This is a genomic window from Nocardiopsis tropica, assembly GCF_042660575.1.
Classification (GTDB): domain Bacteria; phylum Actinomycetota; class Actinomycetes; order Streptosporangiales; family Streptosporangiaceae; genus Nocardiopsis; species Nocardiopsis tropica.
Genome location: NZ_JBHSUF010000003.1, coordinates 259,764 through 275,030, shown reverse-complemented (window position 1 = coordinate 275,030; position 15,267 = coordinate 259,764). Strand labels below are relative to the sequence as shown.

General features: G+C 74.7%; 14 protein-coding genes. 8 read left to right on the top strand and 6 right to left on the bottom strand.

Going from position 1 to position 15,267, the window contains the following annotated elements:
* Positions 1 to 77: 77 nt before the first annotated feature.
* Entirely contained in the window at positions 78 to 857 is a 780-nt protein-coding gene (locus ACFQBR_RS06860; RefSeq protein WP_267949425.1) for a sporulation protein, read from the bottom strand.
* 135 nt (positions 858 to 992) lie between these two features.
* Positions 993 to 1,592 carry a TetR/AcrR family transcriptional regulator gene (locus ACFQBR_RS06855; RefSeq protein WP_344182757.1) on the bottom strand — a complete coding sequence of 200 codons (600 nt, stop codon included), beginning with the start codon at positions 1,590 to 1,592 and terminating at the stop codon, positions 993 to 995.
* A 144-nt stretch (positions 1,593 to 1,736) separates the two neighbouring features.
* On the opposite strand from ACFQBR_RS06855, the gene ACFQBR_RS06850 reads away from it, so the two are divergent.
* A complete protein-coding gene (locus ACFQBR_RS06850) occupies positions 1,737 to 2,123 on the top strand; it encodes a hypothetical protein (RefSeq protein WP_267949427.1) in 387 nt (128 codons plus the stop codon).
* A gap of 112 nt (positions 2,124 to 2,235) precedes the next feature.
* On the top strand, positions 2,236 to 2,598 hold the full coding sequence (locus ACFQBR_RS06845) for a GntR family transcriptional regulator (protein ID WP_344182759.1): 363 nt from the start codon (positions 2,236 to 2,238) through the stop codon (positions 2,596 to 2,598).
* A 28-nt stretch (positions 2,599 to 2,626) separates the two neighbouring features.
* Here the strand turns inward: ACFQBR_RS06845 and ACFQBR_RS06840 are convergent, their stop codons facing one another.
* From ACFQBR_RS06840 to ACFQBR_RS06830, 3 genes are all read right to left on the bottom strand, one after another.
* Positions 2,627 to 2,974, bottom strand: a complete 348-nt coding sequence (locus ACFQBR_RS06840) for a hypothetical protein (RefSeq protein ID WP_378552456.1) — start codon at positions 2,972 to 2,974, stop codon at positions 2,627 to 2,629.
* A gap of 144 nt (positions 2,975 to 3,118) precedes the next feature.
* Positions 3,119 to 4,528, bottom strand: a complete 1,410-nt coding sequence (locus ACFQBR_RS06835) for an RNA polymerase sigma factor (RefSeq protein WP_344182763.1) — start codon at positions 4,526 to 4,528, stop codon at positions 3,119 to 3,121.
* Between the two features lie 532 nt (positions 4,529 to 5,060).
* Positions 5,061 to 6,317: an AMP-binding protein gene (locus ACFQBR_RS06830; protein WP_378552454.1), complete on the bottom strand. Its 1,257-nt coding sequence runs from the start codon at positions 6,315 to 6,317 to the stop codon at positions 5,061 to 5,063.
* A gap of 239 nt (positions 6,318 to 6,556) precedes the next feature.
* On the opposite strand from ACFQBR_RS06830, the gene menB reads away from it, so the two are divergent.
* From menB to menD, 3 genes are all read left to right on the top strand, one after another.
* Positions 6,557 to 7,396: a 1,4-dihydroxy-2-naphthoyl-CoA synthase gene (menB, locus tag ACFQBR_RS06825; RefSeq protein ID WP_267949431.1), complete on the top strand. Its 840-nt coding sequence runs from the start codon at positions 6,557 to 6,559 to the stop codon at positions 7,394 to 7,396.
* Positions 7,393 to 8,379 carry an o-succinylbenzoate synthase gene (locus tag ACFQBR_RS06820; RefSeq protein WP_344182765.1) on the top strand — a complete coding sequence of 329 codons (987 nt, stop codon included), beginning with the start codon at positions 7,393 to 7,395 and terminating at the stop codon, positions 8,377 to 8,379. Before menB ends, ACFQBR_RS06820 begins: the two co-directional genes overlap by 4 nt.
* A gap of 184 nt (positions 8,380 to 8,563) precedes the next feature.
* A complete protein-coding gene (gene menD / locus ACFQBR_RS06815) occupies positions 8,564 to 10,276 on the top strand; it encodes a 2-succinyl-5-enolpyruvyl-6-hydroxy-3-cyclohexene-1-carboxylic-acid synthase (protein WP_352984462.1) in 1,713 nt (570 codons plus the stop codon).
* Between the two features lie 364 nt (positions 10,277 to 10,640).
* Here menD and ACFQBR_RS06810 read toward each other — a convergent pair whose 3' ends face one another.
* On the bottom strand, positions 10,641 to 11,285 hold the full coding sequence (locus ACFQBR_RS06810; RefSeq protein ID WP_344182769.1) for a VOC family protein: 645 nt from the start codon (positions 11,283 to 11,285) through the stop codon (positions 10,641 to 10,643).
* 140 nt (positions 11,286 to 11,425) lie between these two features.
* Here ACFQBR_RS06810 and ACFQBR_RS06805 point away from each other — a divergent pair, with 140 nt between their 5' ends.
* The 3 genes from ACFQBR_RS06805 (at position 11,426) to ACFQBR_RS06795 (ending at position 15,164) form a co-directional block, all read left to right on the top strand.
* Entirely contained in the window at positions 11,426 to 12,526 is a 1,101-nt protein-coding gene (locus tag ACFQBR_RS06805) for a CdaR family transcriptional regulator (RefSeq protein ID WP_352984464.1), read from the top strand.
* A gap of 64 nt (positions 12,527 to 12,590) precedes the next feature.
* Entirely contained in the window at positions 12,591 to 13,790 is a 1,200-nt protein-coding gene (locus ACFQBR_RS06800) for a glycerate kinase (RefSeq protein ID WP_344182773.1), read from the top strand.
* Positions 13,791 to 13,802: 12 nt separating this feature from the next.
* Complete coding sequence (locus ACFQBR_RS06795; RefSeq protein ID WP_344182775.1) at positions 13,803 to 15,164, top strand: GntP family permease; 1,362 nt, start codon at positions 13,803 to 13,805, stop codon at positions 15,162 to 15,164.
* Positions 15,165 to 15,267 lie beyond the last annotated feature (103 nt).

Genomic DNA, 15,267 nt, shown 5'->3' with positions numbered 1-15,267 from the left:
CCGGGCCCTCCCGCGCCGCAGTCGCTCCGGGGGCCGCCCCGGCGGGGCCGGGCGGACGCGCTCCCGGCCCCCGCCGCTCAGAGCAGTCTGCGCCTGCCCGCCAGGGAGTCGATCCACTGGTGCAGGTGGTCCCTCCAGTCGCGTCCGGGGGCGTGGTCGGCGCTGAAGCGGTGGAAGCTGTCGCGGCCCTCGGAGAAGAGCAGGCCGGGCTTCTTGTCCAGCTCCAGCACCGCGTCGAACCCCTGCCCGTCGGTGACCAGGGACAGTTCGAGCTCGTTCAACCCCCGGTAGCGGCTCGGCGCCCGGAACTCGATCTCCTGGTAGAAGGGGAGCCTCTGGCGGGTGTGGGGGATGCGCCCCCGTTCGAGGTCCGCCTGCTTGAAGGCGAACCCGAGGCCGACCAGCGAGTCGAGGACCGCCGCCTGGGAGGGGAGCGGGGCGATGGCCACGGGGTCGAGGTCTCCGGGGTCCACGGCGCCCGCCACGTGCAGCCGGGTGTTCACCCCGACGTGCATCCGGTGCAGGTGGCGGCCCTGGTGGACGGTGATGGGCGTCTCCCAGGGGACGGGGAGCTCGAAGGGCACCTGGAAGCGCTGCCCGGGCGCCAGGACGGTGCCCTCGCCCAGGCTGACCCGGTGGAACTCCATGTCGCTGTTGACCTCGTGGTCGCCGACCTCGGTCTCGACCCTGGCCTGGAGGCCGACGGTGAGCCGTTCGACCCTCTGCTCGACGCTTCCCGCCTCGACGTGGACGACGCCCCGCAGGACGCCGCCCGGTTGGGTTCCGGCGGAGTCCAGGACGGTTTCGACGGAGGCTCCGCCGAATCCGATTCCGGCGAGCAGGCGTTTGAGGACCATGGCGTGATCTCCGTACCGCGCCGGTGGTGCCGTGGCCGGGCGGCGTGCAGATGAGGGGAACGGGTTTCGGCACCCGGGGAAGAGACGCGGGGGAGGCGTCCGGGGTTCCCGGTCACCGTGTGTGTCCTGTTCGGCTCAGGTGAGGCCCCGCAGGAGGGCGCGCAGCCCGAGGTGGAAGCGGGCCTCGGCCTCGGCCTCGTCGGGGGCGTCCTCGTCGTCGGCGTGGCGGACCTGGTGGACGACCGCGCCGACGCAGTAGGAGTGGAGGGCGTCGGCGGCGCGGACCACGTCCTCGCCGGTCAGGCCGGCGTCGGTGAAGGCGCGGTGCATGAGGGCGCGGGTGGCGTCGCTGTCGGGGGTGTGCGGGGCGCGGTGCACCAGCAGGGAGAGCGCGCCGGAGTAGGCGAGCATGCGCGCGCGGTGGGTGTCGGCCCAGTCGGTCAGGCGGACGTCCCAGGGCCGGGTGTCGACGGCCTCCTCCTCCGTCTCCTCGGCGCCGTCCTCCCCGTCCGCGGGGGCGGTTCCGGTGGGGGAGGGCGAGGCCACGTAGGCGGCGATGGCGTTGAACAGCTGTTCCTTGCCCAGGGGGAAGTGGTGGTAGATGGCCATGGCCTCCACCTCCAGGGCGTCGCCCAGCCGGCGCATCGACAGGCCGCCCAACCCGCGCCCGGAGATGATGTGGAGCGCCTCGACGATGATGCGCTCGCGGCTGAGTCCGGCGTAGTTCCTGCTCACGGTGTTCCTCTCGGGGGTGTGGGACGCCAAGGTGGCAGATCCCGGGGACGGGGGCCACCACCGACGCGCGGCCCGGGTCGTCGGATGATCTTCGTCACCTCTAGAGTGGCCTCGACCGACGGTACGCGGGTACGGAGCGCACACATGGGACTTGCCAAGCAGAGCACGACACAGGCGCGCGAGAGCCTGGAGGCCGACCGGGAGCGGGCCGCGCGCCTGCCCGAGCTCCTGCGGGGAGTGGCCGAGGCGCAGGAGGCCCTGGACGCGGTGAGGGGCTCGGGGGCCTCCGTGGTCGAGGTCCACGAGCGGGGCGTGGCGCTGGACGAGGCGCTCACCGAGGCCATGCGGGCCGCCTACGCCAAGGAGCGCACACTGGTGGGGCTCAAGGGGTACCAGGACCGGATCCACCGCCGTAAGGGGTTGGCCCGGCCGCAGGTGCGGGAGGCGACGCAGACGGCGGAGACGCTGCTCACCGCCCGGGAGGCCCACCGGATGCACGGGATCCAGCGGGTGCCGCGCCTTCCGGGATGAGGCCGGTTCCGCCGGTTCGCCGCCGGCGGCCGGGGCGCGCACGGTAGTTTGGTGTTCGGTCCCTCCGGGGACCGGACACCGCAGCAGGCGACCGTGGGGAGCGCAGTAGGAGATGGCGGATTTCATCCGCATAGATCCGACGTCGAAGGTACCGCCCTACGAGCAGATCAGGTCGATCGTGGCGATCGCGGCCGCCAACGGCGAACTCGCGGTCGGCCACCGGCTGCCGACGGTGCGCGCCCTGGCGGGCGAGCTCTCGGTGGCGGTGAACACGGTCGCGCGGGCGTACCGGGAGCTGGAGCAGGCGGGGGTGGTCGAGACCCGCGGGCGTTCGGGGACCTTCGTCGCCGCGGGCGGCGACGACCAGCGCGCGGAGGCGCTGGCGGCCGCGCGCGACTACGCCGAGGTGATCTCCCGCGTGGGCCTGGACCACGACGAGGCCGTGGAGATCCTGCGCGCGGCGCTGAGGCGCTGAGGGCCCGGCGCGGAGCGGACGTGCGTCCTCAGCGACGCAGGCCGACCACGGACACCACGTAGAACGCGATCAGGCCCAGCCACACCAGCGGCAGCATTCCCGGGGACCCCAGGGTCGCGGTGACGGCGCTGACGGGGATGCTGACGCCCAGGCACACCAGCGAGAGCACGAAGCGCACGGTGTTGGAGGGCATCCCGGCCCGGGCGGAGGCTTCGGTGGTCTGACGCACCACGTGGTGGCGGACCCGGTCCTCGATGGTGTCGTCGATGCGTTCGACGAGGGAGGCGGCCAGGGCCTCGTCGTACTCGGGTCCGAGTTCGCGGCTCGCCTTGAGGGCCGCGGCGATCTCGTCGCCGCGGTGGGCACTGTTCGTCATGTGCGCCATCGTGCCACCGCGGGGACCCTCTGTCAGGGGCGTGGGCCCCATACCAGGGGCGAATGGGGGAGATCCCTGAGGCCGGACACGCGTCGGGGCCGCCCCCCGTGCGGGAGGCGGCCCCGTTCGCGTGTCGGACCGCGTCTAGCTCGCGAAGTCCAGCAGCTGCTGGGCGCGGCTGGGGTGGCGCAGCTTGGACAGCGACTGCTTCTCCAGCTGCCGGATGCGCTCGCGGGTCAGCCCGAGGTGCTTGCCGATCTCGTCCAGGGTGCGCGGGCGGCCGTCCATCAGCCCGAACCGCAGGGACATGATGGTCGCCTCGCGCGGCTCCAGGTCGGAGAGCGCGTTGCGCAGCTGGTCGGCCATGAGCTGGCGGTCGACCACCTCGGAGGCCTCCGAGGCGTCGATGTCCTCGATGAGGTCGCCGATACGGGTCTCGCCGTCCTCGCCGATGGTCGAGTCGAGGCTGATCGGCTGGCGGGTGACCCGCAGCAGCTCCTCGATCTGGGCCGGGGTCTTGTCCAGCTCCAGTGCCAGTTCCTCGGGGGTGGGCTCGCGGCCCAGCGCCTGGTGCATGTCGCGCTCCAGCCGGCTCACCTTGCTGAGGAGCTCCAGGACGTGCACGGGAAGGCGGATGGTGCGGGCGGAGTCGGCGAAGCCGCGCTGGATGGCCTGGCGGATCCACCACATGGCGTAGGTGGAGAACTTGAAGCCCTTGCTGTAGTCGAACTTCTCCACAGCGCGGATCAGGCCGAGGTTGCCCTCCTGGACCACGTCCAGCAGCGACATCCCCCGGTCGCTGTACTTCTTGGCCACCGACACCACCAGGCGCAGGTTGGCCTCCAGCATGTGGGACTTGGCCTTGCGGCCGTCCTCGGCCACCCACTCCAGCTCGTCGACCTCGGCCTCGGACATCGTGACGGAGCCGTCGACGTCGCCGTGCAGGCCCAGCCGGTACTCGGCGTAGAGCCCGGCCTCGACGCGCTTGGCCAGGTCGACCTCCTGCTCCGCGGTGAGGAGCTGGCGGCGGCCGATGGCCTTGAGGTAGGTGTGGACCGAGTCGCCCATGGCGGGCGACTGGTCGTCGAGGTCGGCCTCACCGGTCTCCGGATCGGTGGTGGCCTGGGTGGTCTCGGTCTTCTTGGTGCGCCGCGTGGTGCGGGCCTTCCTCCGGGTGGCGGGGCCCTTGCGCGCCCCTGCCTTGCCGGATGCGGCCTTGGGTGCCTCGTCGGTGTCGGGCACCGTGGCGATGAGAGTGTTTTCCAGCACGTCGTCCTCGGCGTCAGGATCGGACACCAGCGCGGAGTCGTCGCCCCCGTTGGCGAGCCGGACCCCGTTCTCGGTGAGTTCACGCAGGATGGATCGGCCGTCTCCGGAGGAGACCCCGGCCGCGGTGAAAGCGGTACGCAGTTCGGAGAGGGACAGGTGTCCCTGGGCGCGTCCGCGGGTGATCAGGTCGGCCAGGGCCGCGTCGGCGGCCGCGTCCTCGTTCTGAGCGGGGCCGTCGGGGGCCTCGGCGGTGTGTGCCGAAGCGGCTAGGGCAGTGCTCGTCATCTGGGCACCTCCCTCCCTTCCAAGACGTATGGCACGTGGCGGAGGGTTCCCGCCGACTGGACGCGCCAATATGTCCAACGTGTCGGGGAGTCAAATGTTCCCTGTCTCGATTGGATATCGTCGAGAGTGGTACAGATCACTGGGCGGAGAGTGGCGAAGCGTGTGCGCGAGCGGGTAAAGGAGCCCGCTCGGGTGCGGCCGCGCCCCGGCCCGGTCGCCCGGCCGGGCCGCGAGGAGGGCGCAGGGACACGAACGGGTGGACCGATGGCTGGCGCCAACTGCGGACCTCCTTGGGAGAGGGGCCGAAGGGACCGGATACTCAGGTAGACGCGGGGGACCTCCGGGAAGTTCCCCGCCGCCCGGGCCCGGCTGTCGTCGGCCGTGGCGGCGCCGCCGGCGGACGGCGCCGACGACCCCCAGGTCAGCGCCCCTCTCCGCGGAGCGGAGCGCGGTACCCGGCGGGCCCAGGGTCCCACGCGTGCGGAGTGCGGCGGTAACGGCGGGGCGGGCGGGCCCCGGTCGGGGCCCGGCCTCAGGAGGCGGCGCCCCGCAGCGCCACCAGGTCCGGCTTGCCCGAGGCGAGCATCGGCAGGGACCCGCGCAGGTCCAGCTCCCGCGGCGCCGCGTAGGAGGGCAGGCGCTCGCGCACCCACGCGCGCAGCTGCTCCAGCGTCGGGGGCGCGTCCGGGTCGGCGGGCACCACCACCGCGCTCACCCGCTCGCCCCACTCCGGGTCGGGGCGGCCCACGACCACCGACTCGGCCACCGCCGGGTGCTCCATCAGCAGGGCGTTGACCTGGCCGGGCACCACCTTGTGGCCGCCGGTGTTGACGACCTCGTCCATACGGCCCAGCACGGTCAGGCGGCCGTCCGCGTCCAGGCGGCCCAGGTCGTTGGTGCGCAGCCAGAGCCGCCCGTCGCCGTCGGCGGACGGCGCTCCCGGATCGGCGGGGCTGCCCGGGGGCAGCCGGTACCCGCTCAGGAGCACCGGTCCCGACAGCAGGATCCGCCCGGGCCCGCCGGGGGCCTCGGCGTCGATCCGCACCCGGACGCCGTCCAGGGGGACGCCGTCGTAGACGCATCCGCCGCAGGTCTCGCTCATGCCGTAGGTGGTCGCCACCCGCGCGCCCGCCGCGCGGGCCGCCCCGACCAGCGCGGGTTCGGCGGCGGCCCCGCCGAGCAGGACCGACCCGAACAGGGACGGGTCCACCCCGGCGGCCGTGAGCCGCCGCAGCTGCGTGGGTACCAGGGACACGTGCGGCCGCAGCCGCTCGGCGGCCTCCCGCACCGTGTCCACGTCGAAGAGGGCGTGCACCGCCCGGGTCCCCGTCACCAGGGCGCGCATCATCACCTGGATGCCGGAGATGTGCCCGGCGGGCAGCACGCACAGCCACGGGTCGCCCGGGGCGGCGCCGATCCGCGCGACCGAGGCGCGGGCGGAGGAGCGCAGGGCCTCCGCGGACAGCTCCACCCCCTTGGGGGCGCCGGTGGAGCCCGACGTGGTGACGACCAGGGCGGTGTCGGCGCCCGCCGGCGCGGAGTCCCCGAGTGCGGTCACGCCGTCCGGGCCGCGCAGGGACGAGGGCCGCATCGCGGCGAGCAGGTCGCGCACCCGCGCGTCGGGGGTGCCCGCGGGGACGGGCAGCAGGGCGGGGCCCTCGCCGTCCAGGGCGCGGGCGAGCAGGTCCCCGAACCGCTCCGGCGCCAGCCCGAGGACGGCCTGGAGGGGGCGGCCCCCCTCGGACGGGGGGACCTCGACCTGGGTTTCGACCTGATTCTCGCGTGCCACGCCCGCCAGGGTACGCCCGTCCGCCGCCACCGCGCCCGCGGGCTCCGCGAACCCCGGGCCGGGGGCCCCGCGCCCCGGGCGGCGACCGGGGCGCGGAGCGCCCGGGGGCGCCGGGCGGCCGGGTGCGTGCCTGTTCGTCCCGGCTCGCCTGGCAGAATGCGTAGGGTTGACGCTTGGACGCGGCCGACGAAGGCGCGTCCGCGTCGTCCCCAGTGTCCCCGTGAGGAGAAGTAGTAGCCGTGAGCAGCGTGATCGACTGGCAGCGGTCGGGCGAGTATTCCGACATCATCTACGAGACCGCGGAGGGCATCGCCAAGATCACGATCAACCGCCCGGAGCGGCACAACGCCTTCCGGCCCCAGACCCTGTTCGAGCTCCAGCAGGCGTTCAACATCGCCCGCGACGACTCCGGGGTCGGCGTGATCATCTTCACCGGCGCCGGCGACCAGGCGTTCTGCTCCGGCGGCGACCAGAAGATCCGCGGCGACGACGGGTACATCGGCGACGACGCCGTGGCCCGCCAGGGCATCGGCCGGCTCAACGTCCTCGACCTGCAGGTGCAGATCCGCCGCCTGCCCAAGCCCGTCATCTGCATGGTCGCGGGCTGGTCCATCGGCGGCGGCAACGTCCTCCAGGTCTGCTGCGACCTGACCATCGCCGCCGACAACGCCAAGTTCGGCCAGACCGGGCCCAAGGTCGGCTCGTTCGACGGCGGTTACGGTTCCTGGCTGCTCGCCGAGACCGTCGGCCTGAAGAAGGCCCGCGAGATCTGGTACCTGTGCCGCCAGTACAGCGCGCAGGAGGCGCTGGACATGGGCATGATCAACACCGTGGTCCCGCTGGAGGACCTGGAGAAGGAGACCGTCGCCTGGGCGCGCGAGCTCCTGGAGAAGTCCCCCCTGGCGCTGCGCATGCTCAAGGGCGCCATCAACGCGGTCAGCGACGGCGCCGCCGGGATGCAGCAGTTCGCCGGTGACGCCACGATGCTCTACTACATGAGCGAGGAGGCCCAGGAGGGCCGGGACGCGTTCAAGGAGAAGCGGCGTCCGGAGTTCGACAAGTTCCCGCGCCGCCCGTGACGCCCCCCGTCGGGTCCGGCCCGGAGGGCGCCCCCGCCGGGGGGCGCGCCTTCGCGGTCGGCCTGCGCGACCGCTTCCGCGGCGTCACCGTCCGGGAGGGGATGCTCGTGCGCGGGCCCGCCGGCTGGGGCGAGTTCTCGCCCTTCGCCGAGTACGGTCCGCGCGAGTCCTCCCGCTGGTGGGCGGCCTGTCACGAGGCCGCCTTCCTCGGGTGGCCCGAACCGGTCCGCGACCGGGTGCCGGTCAACGTGACGGTCCCCGCGCTAAGCCCGGAGCGGGCCCGCGCGATCGTCGCCGCGGGCGGTTGCGCGACCGCCAAGGTCAAGGTCGCGGAGAGGGGGCAGGACCCGGCGCAGGACCTGGCCCGCGTCGAGGCCGTCCGCGACGCCCTCGGCCCCTCCGGGAAGGTGCGCGTGGACGCCAACGGCGGCTGGGACGTGGACACCGCGGTGCGCATGGTCCGGTCCCTGGACCGGTTCGGCCTGGAGTACGTCGAACAGCCGTGTGCGACCCTGGAGGAGCTGGCCGAGGTGCGCCGCCGCGTCGACGTCCCGGTGGCCGCCGACGAGTCGATCCGCCGGGCCGAGGACCCCCTCAGGGTCAGGGCCGCGGGCGCGGCCGACATCGTGGTCCTCAAGGTCCAGCCCCTGGGCGGGGTGCGGGCCGCGCTGCGGGTCGCCGAGGCGTGCGGGCTCCCCGTGGTGGTCTCCAGCGCCGTGGAGACCTCCGTCGGGCTCGCGGCCGGGGTGGCCCTGGCCGCCGCGCTGCCGGACCTGCCCCACGCGTGCGGGCTCGCCACCGGGCAGATGCTCACCGCCGACGTCACCGCGGACCCGCTGCTGCCCCTGGACGGGTTCCTGCCGGTCCGGCCGGTGGCGGTGGACGAGGAGAGCCTGCGCGCGGTGGAGGTGGACCCCGCCGGGTGGCGTGCCCGGGCCGAGGCGGCCCGCGCCGCTGCGGACGAGGTCTCCGGAACCGGCTAGCCCCGGCCCGGCGGACCGGCGCCGGGGCCGCGGGCGCCGACGCGTCGGGCACCGGTGCGCCCGGCGCGGATGTGCCGGGAACAACAGCGGGATTCGTTCGACCTCCGCCCTGGGTGGGGGTTGACTGGAGGGGACGAGTCCACGCGGCGATACTTGGTACACCTTGAGACGATCGAGAGAGTTGATGAATCCGTCTACCGCCCTGGCGCGGGTCCTCGTCGACGAGCTGGCCCGAGGCGGCCTGGTCGAGGCCGTGGTCGCGCCGGGGTCGCGCTCGACACCGCTCGCCCTGGCCCTCGTCGCCCACCCCGAGATCCGCGTCCACGTGCGCGTCGACGAGCGCTCCGCCTCGTTCCTGGCACTCGGCCTGGCCCGCGCGGCCCGGCGCCCGGTGGCGGTGGTGTGCACCTCCGGTACGGCGGCCGCCAACCTCCACCCGGCCGTGATGGAGGCCGACGAGAGCGCGGTGCCCCTGCTGGTGCTGACCGCCGACCGGCCTCCGGAGCTGCGGGGCACCGGCGCCAACCAGACGGTGGACCAGATCGGCCTGTACGGCGGCGCCGTGCGCATGTTCGCCGAGGTGGGCACCCCCGATCCGGTGCCGGGGATGGTCGCCTACTGGCGCTCCCTGGCCTGCCGCGCCTGGGGCGCGGCGGTGGGGGGCAGACCCGGGCCGGTCCACCTCAACGTGGCCTTCCGCGACCCCCTGACCCCCGACGACTCCGCCGACGCGTGGCCCGAGCCCCTGGAGGGGCGTCCGGACCGCCGGCCGTGGATCAACCGCCCCGGACCGCCCTCCCCTCCCGAACCCTTCGTCCTGCCCGCCGCGGAGCGCGGCGTGATCGTGTGCGGAGACGGCGACTACGACCCGGTGCCGTTCCTGGCGCTGGCCGAGCTGACCGGGTGGCCGCTCCTGGCCGAGCCCACCTCCAACGCGCGCAGGGGGGACGCCGTCTCCACCTACCGCCAGCTCCTGGCCTCGCCCCGCTTCGTCTCCGGGCAGGCCCCGGAACTGGTGGTGAGCGTGGGGCGCCCGAACCTGTCCCGCCAGATCCTGGCGTTCCTGCGCAGGGCCGAGCGGCACGTCGCGGTGACCGCCGGAGCGGTGGGCGACCCCGCGGGCAGCCTGGCCAACGCGTTCTCCGACCCGGCCCGCACCGCCACCGACGTGGTCGCGGCGGTCGCGCCGCCGGCGGGCCTGGACCCGGCCTCCCCGCCGCGCACGGCGTGGTCCGAGAGGTGGCGGCTCGCCGAGGCCGCCGCGCGCGGCGCGCTGGACGCGGTCCTGGACGGGGACGAGGTGCTGAGCGAGCCCAGGCTCGCCCGCGACCTGGCCTCCCACCTGTCCGCGGGCTCGCTGCTGTTCGCCGGGTCGAGCATGCCCATCCGCGACCTGGACGCCACCATGCGGGCGCGCTGCGGCGTGCGCCTGGTCGGCAACCGGGGCGTGAGCGGGATCGACGGCACCGTGTCCACCGCCGTGGGCGCCGCGCTCGCCCACCAGGGCGCGGACGGCGGCCAGGCCTACGCGCTGCTGGGCGACCTGGCGCTGCTGCACGACCAGAACGGCCTGATCATCGGCCCGGGGGAGCCCCGGCCCGACCTGGCCGTCGTGGTGGTCAACAACGACGGGGGCGGGATCTTCTCCGGCCTGGAGCAGGCGGGGCACCCCGACTTCGAGCGGGTCTTCGGCACGCCGCACGGGGTGTCGATGGAGCGTGTGGCGGCCGTGGCCGACCTGCCCTACACCCGGCTGGAGTGGGCCACCGACCTGCCCAAGGCGCTCCTGGGGGAGGGCCTGCGGGTCATCGAGGTGTGCACGAAGAGACCGGAGAGCGCCGCGCTGCGCCGCAGGCTGCAGTCGGCGGTGGACGCGGCGGTCGAAGCGGCCCTGTGAGGACCTGCCGGAGCCGTCGCACGCGACCGGCGCCGGCCGTGCGGGCGCGACCGTGACACGGGCCCCGTCCCGTGCCCCCTCCGGGGCGGGGACGGCCGCGGTGCGATCGCGGAGGGGCGCGTTGACGGAGCCCTCGCGGGCACCGTCCGGACCACGGTCCACAGCGGCGCCGGCCGGGGGCCCGCCCCGGTGTCCGGGGCCGGACCCCGGGCAGGGTGCGGGGACGGTGCTCCGGGCCGGAAGACGCCGATCGGCTCCACGGCCGCCCGCGTGCGCCGGCACGGCGCCGATCGCGCCCCCGGTGGTCAGGGCGGTCGGCCGGAACCGCGGCGGGTCCGATGCGCACGCCCCGTGCGGTCGGTGTTCAGTCCCGTCCCAGCTCGGTGCAGACACAGACCCTGTTCCCGTCGGGGTCGGCCAGCACGACGAAGGCCGGTGCGCGGCTGTCGTCGACGACGCGTCCGCCTGCGGCGACCGCTGCGGCGATCCGCCGGTCGGCGGCTTCCGGGGGGACGGTGACGTCGAGGTGGAAGCGCTGCCGGTCGGGTGCGGTCGAGCCGGTCGCCTGGAACCACAGCGGCGGGAGACCCCCCGCCGGGTCGACCACGCTGCCGTCCGCTCCGCGTCCGCCGAGAACGGCCGACCAGAACGGCAGGACCGCCTCCGGCGCAGGCGTGTCCAGGGCCAGTTCCAGCACCTGTACCCGGTCCGGTCGCGCGGACAGCCCCCGGTCGGACGCGAGCGCGCTGATGCGCTCGGCCAACCGGACATCCTGTGCGGTCACGCCGCCGGCGTCCCGGCCGCGCAGGGCGAGCTGGACGTGCCCCGCCCGCAGGTCGGCGTCGGGCGGACGGTCGGCCTCCTGGGCGAGTAGTCCCACGGCGGCGACGAACGCGGCCCCCGCTCCGAACGAGGCGGTCTCGAACCGGGCGCGCAACGCTCCCAGCAGCCATCGCCAGTCGGCCGGACCGGCCCGGTGGACCCCGGGGCGGGTGGTCTGCTCTGCCATGCTCCGACGATAGGCCACGGCTCCGACACCGCGCCGCCCACGGCGCCGGGGAGCGGACCCGCCCCGGCCGCGCCGACCGCCGGGACCGGGACGCCCCCGCCCGGCCCGCCGCCCTCCCACCTGCGCCTATCCTGTGGGCCATGGCCGAACACGCGAGGCCACCGTTGAGCGGCGACCTCGCCCAGCGCGTGGTCGACCTGATCGCCCCGACGATCAGCCACAACATCAACGTGATGGACGAGCACGGCACCATCATCGCCTGCCTGGACCCCGACCGGCGCGGCACCCTCCACCGCGGCGCCCAGAGGGTGATCGCCGAGGGGCGCGGGGTGCTCGTCACGTCCCCCGAGCCGGGCACCTCCGACCGGCCCGGGGCCAACGAGCCCCTGGTGGTGGACGGTGAGCTGCGCGGTGTGGTCGGGGTGACGGGGGACCCGCACGAGGTCGCGCCGCTGGCCCGGGTCGTCGCGCTGACCGTCCAGCTCCTCCTCGCCCAGGAGTACGAGCAGGACGCGGTCACCCGGCGCCACACCGAGGCCCGCGACCTCATCGCCGCCCTCAGCTCGGGCACCGCCCGCCCTGCGGCGGCCCGGGCCCGGCTGGCCGCCGCCGGGCTCGCCCCGCCCTGGTCGCTGGCCCTGTGGGCGGCCGCCGCCCCGCGCCCGGACGGCTCCGCCGCCCCTCCCGGCCTGGCCGAGACGGCCGTGGTCCGCATCAACGCCGACGCCGGGCACCGGGCCGCCGTCCTGCACGGGGCCCTCTGGCTGGTCGGTTCCGGTGCCGCCCCCGCGCCGCGCGCCCCGGGCCTGCCGCCGGAGAGCCGCCACACCGCCACCGCGCCCACCGACGACGTCGGCGTCCTGCTCGCCCACGCGGAGGAGGCGCGCGCCCTGTGCCGCTACGCCGGGCTGATCCCCGCCGCGGAGAGCGGCGTGCCGTGGTCGCGGACGATCGCCGTGGCCGTCGCCCACCTGCCCCCGCGCACCCTGGAGAACCTGGCGGGAAGGGTCGCGGAGCTCAACGGCGCGCTGCGCCGCACGGTCGTGGCGGTGGCCTCGACGACCTCGATGCAGGCCGCGGCGGACTCGGTGTACGTCCACCGCAACACCCTGCTCCAGCGGGTGGAGCGGATCCGGTCCGTGACGGGTCTGGACATCCGCCGGGCCGACCACCTGACCACGCTCCAGATGGCCCTGTACGCGTGTGACGCTCTGGGCGAATCGCACACAGGGTTCACATAAAGTCCCAGGAAGACTGGGCGAATCACCGTCGAAACGCACCGGTGATGTGCTTAGGCTCTCCTGCATGTCCACAGCGTTTCGCACACATGACGAGGCATCCCCCCTCCGCGTCGCCATCATCCCGGACTCCTTCAAGGGGAGTGCCGGGGCGGTGGACGTGGCGGCGGCGATGGCCCGGGGCGTCCAGGACGCCTTCGACGAGCAGGGCACGCCGGTGGAGGTCCGGACCCTGCCCTTCGCCGACGGCGGCGAGGGCACCCTCGACGCCCTGCTCGGCGCCTGGGGCACGACCGCGCTGACCGCGGACACCACCGACGCCCTCGGCAGGCCCGTCCGGGCCAGGTACGGGCTCTCCCCCGACCACCTGACGGGCGTCATCGAGGCCGCCGAGGCCAACGGGCTGCCCGCGGTCTCCGACGTCCCCCTCCGGCCGCTGACCGCGACCACACGGGGCATCGGCCCCCTGGTGTCGTCGCTGCTGGACGCGGGTGTGGAGGAGATCCTCCTGTGCATCGGCGGCTCCGCCACCACCGACGGGGGCACCGGCCTCCTCGCCGCGCTGGGGGCGCGCTTCCTCGACGCGGACGGCTCCGAGCTCCCCGACGGGGGAGGGGCCCTCACCGGCCTGGACCGCGTCGACCTCGACGGGCTCGACCCCCGCGCCCGCCGCGTGCGCTGGCGCATCGCCTGCGACGTCACCAACCCCCTGCTCGGCGACGAGGGCGCGGCCGCCGTCTTCGGCCCGCAGAAGGGCGCCTCCCCCGAGGACGTGCGAACCCTGGACGCCGGACTGCGCCGCCTGGCCGACGTGCTCGCCAAGGCCTCCGGGACCGACGTCCGCGACCTCCCCGGGATGGGGGCCGCCGGCGGCCTGCCCGCGGGGCTGACCGCGCTCCTGGGCGCCGAGGTCGTCCCCGGCTCCCGCATGGTCGCCGACGTCCTGGGCGCCGAGGAGCTCCTATCCCGGGCCGACCTCGTCCTCACCGGGGAGGGGTCCTTCGACGGCCAGTCCCTGGCCGGGAAGGTCGTCGACGCGGTGCGCCGCCTCACCCCCGCCGACCGCCCCGTCGTGGTGATCGCCGGCAGGGTCGCGGTCTCCGCCGAGGAGCTCCGCCGCTCGGGCATCACCGCCGCCTTCTCCATCGCGCGGGGCCCCGGCTCCCTGGAACAGATGCAGGAAGAGGCGATCCCCGGCATCACCTGGGCCGCCTACAACTGCTGCCGGCTCCTCGCGAACAGCTTCACCCGACCCGTACATCCCTAAGGAAAACCGCACGTGACCGCGCTCCTGATCCTCATCGTCCTCGTGGCGGGCATCGTGCTCGCCACAGCGCGCTGGAAGGTCAACCCCTTCCTCGCGCTCATGGGCGCCGCCATCCTCGGCGCCTTCGCCTTCCGCCTTCCGCTCGGCGAGATCGTCACCACCGTGACGACGGCCTTCGGAAGCACCCTGGGCAACATCGGCCTGGTGATCCTCTTCGGCACCATGATCGGTGTGATCCTGGAGCGCTCCGGCGCCGCGATCGCGATGGCCGAGGCGCTGATCCGGGTGATCGGGACCCGGTTCCCGAACCTGACGATGACGCTGATCGGCTACATCGTCTCCATCCCCGTGTTCTGCGACTCGGGGTACGTCGTCCTCAACTCGCTGCGCAAGGCGGTCACCCTGCGCACCGGCGTGTCCTCGCTCGCCACCGCCATCGCGCTCATGACCGGCCTGTACGCCACGCACACGCTGGTGCCGCCGACCCCGGGCCCGCTCGCCGCCGCCGAGAACATCGGCATCGCCGACAACCTGGGGATGGTCATCGCCTTCGGCCTGCCGGTCTCGGCCGTGGCCGCGCTCGCGGGGCTGGCCTACGCGACCGTGTTCTCCCGCCGCGACTTCACGCCGCTGCCCGCCGAGAGCGACGACGACATCTCCACGCAGACCTACGAGGAGCTGCGCGAGAGCTACGGCCGCCTGCCCAACGCCTTCGCCGCGTTCCTGCCGATCCTGCTGCCGCTGGCGCTCATCTGCACCTCCTCGGTGGTCAACCTCCCCGGCCGGCCGATCGGCGAGGGGACCGCCTTCGACGTCCTCACGTTCCTGGGCACCCCGGTCATCGCGCTCGTCATCGGCCTCCTGGCCGCGACGACCCTCCTGCGCGGCTCGGGCAAGCTGACCCGGTTCAACGAGCAGATGCACGAGTCGATCCGCGTCGCCGCACCGATCCTGCTCATCACCGGCGCGGGCGCCTCCTTCGGCGCCGTGCTGGCGGCCTCCCCGCTGACCGGCTTCCTGTCCGAGAACCTGGCCGGGCTCGGCATCGGCCTGGCCGTGCCGTTCCTGATCGCCGCGGCGCTCAAGACCGCCCAGGGCTCGTCCACCGTGTCGATCGTGAGCACCTCCGCGCTGATCGCGCCGATGCTCGGCTCGCTCGGGCTCGCCTCCCCCGAGGGGATGGTCCTGACCGTGCTCGCCGTGGGCGCGGGCGCGATGGTGGTCTCGCACGCCAACGACTCCTACTTCTGGGTGGTCTCCCAGCTCAGCCGCATCCCGGTGGCGACGGCCTACCGCACCCTCACGGTGGCGACCGCCGTCGAGGGCGTCGCCGCCTTCGCCGCGATCCAGGTGCTGGCCCTCTTCCTGCTGTGACCCGCCTCGGCGCGCCCCGGCCCGTACGGCCGGCGGCGCGCCGGTCCGCGCCGCGTCCGCCCCCGCCGGGACCCCGGCGGGGGCGGACGCGTCTCGGGCCCCT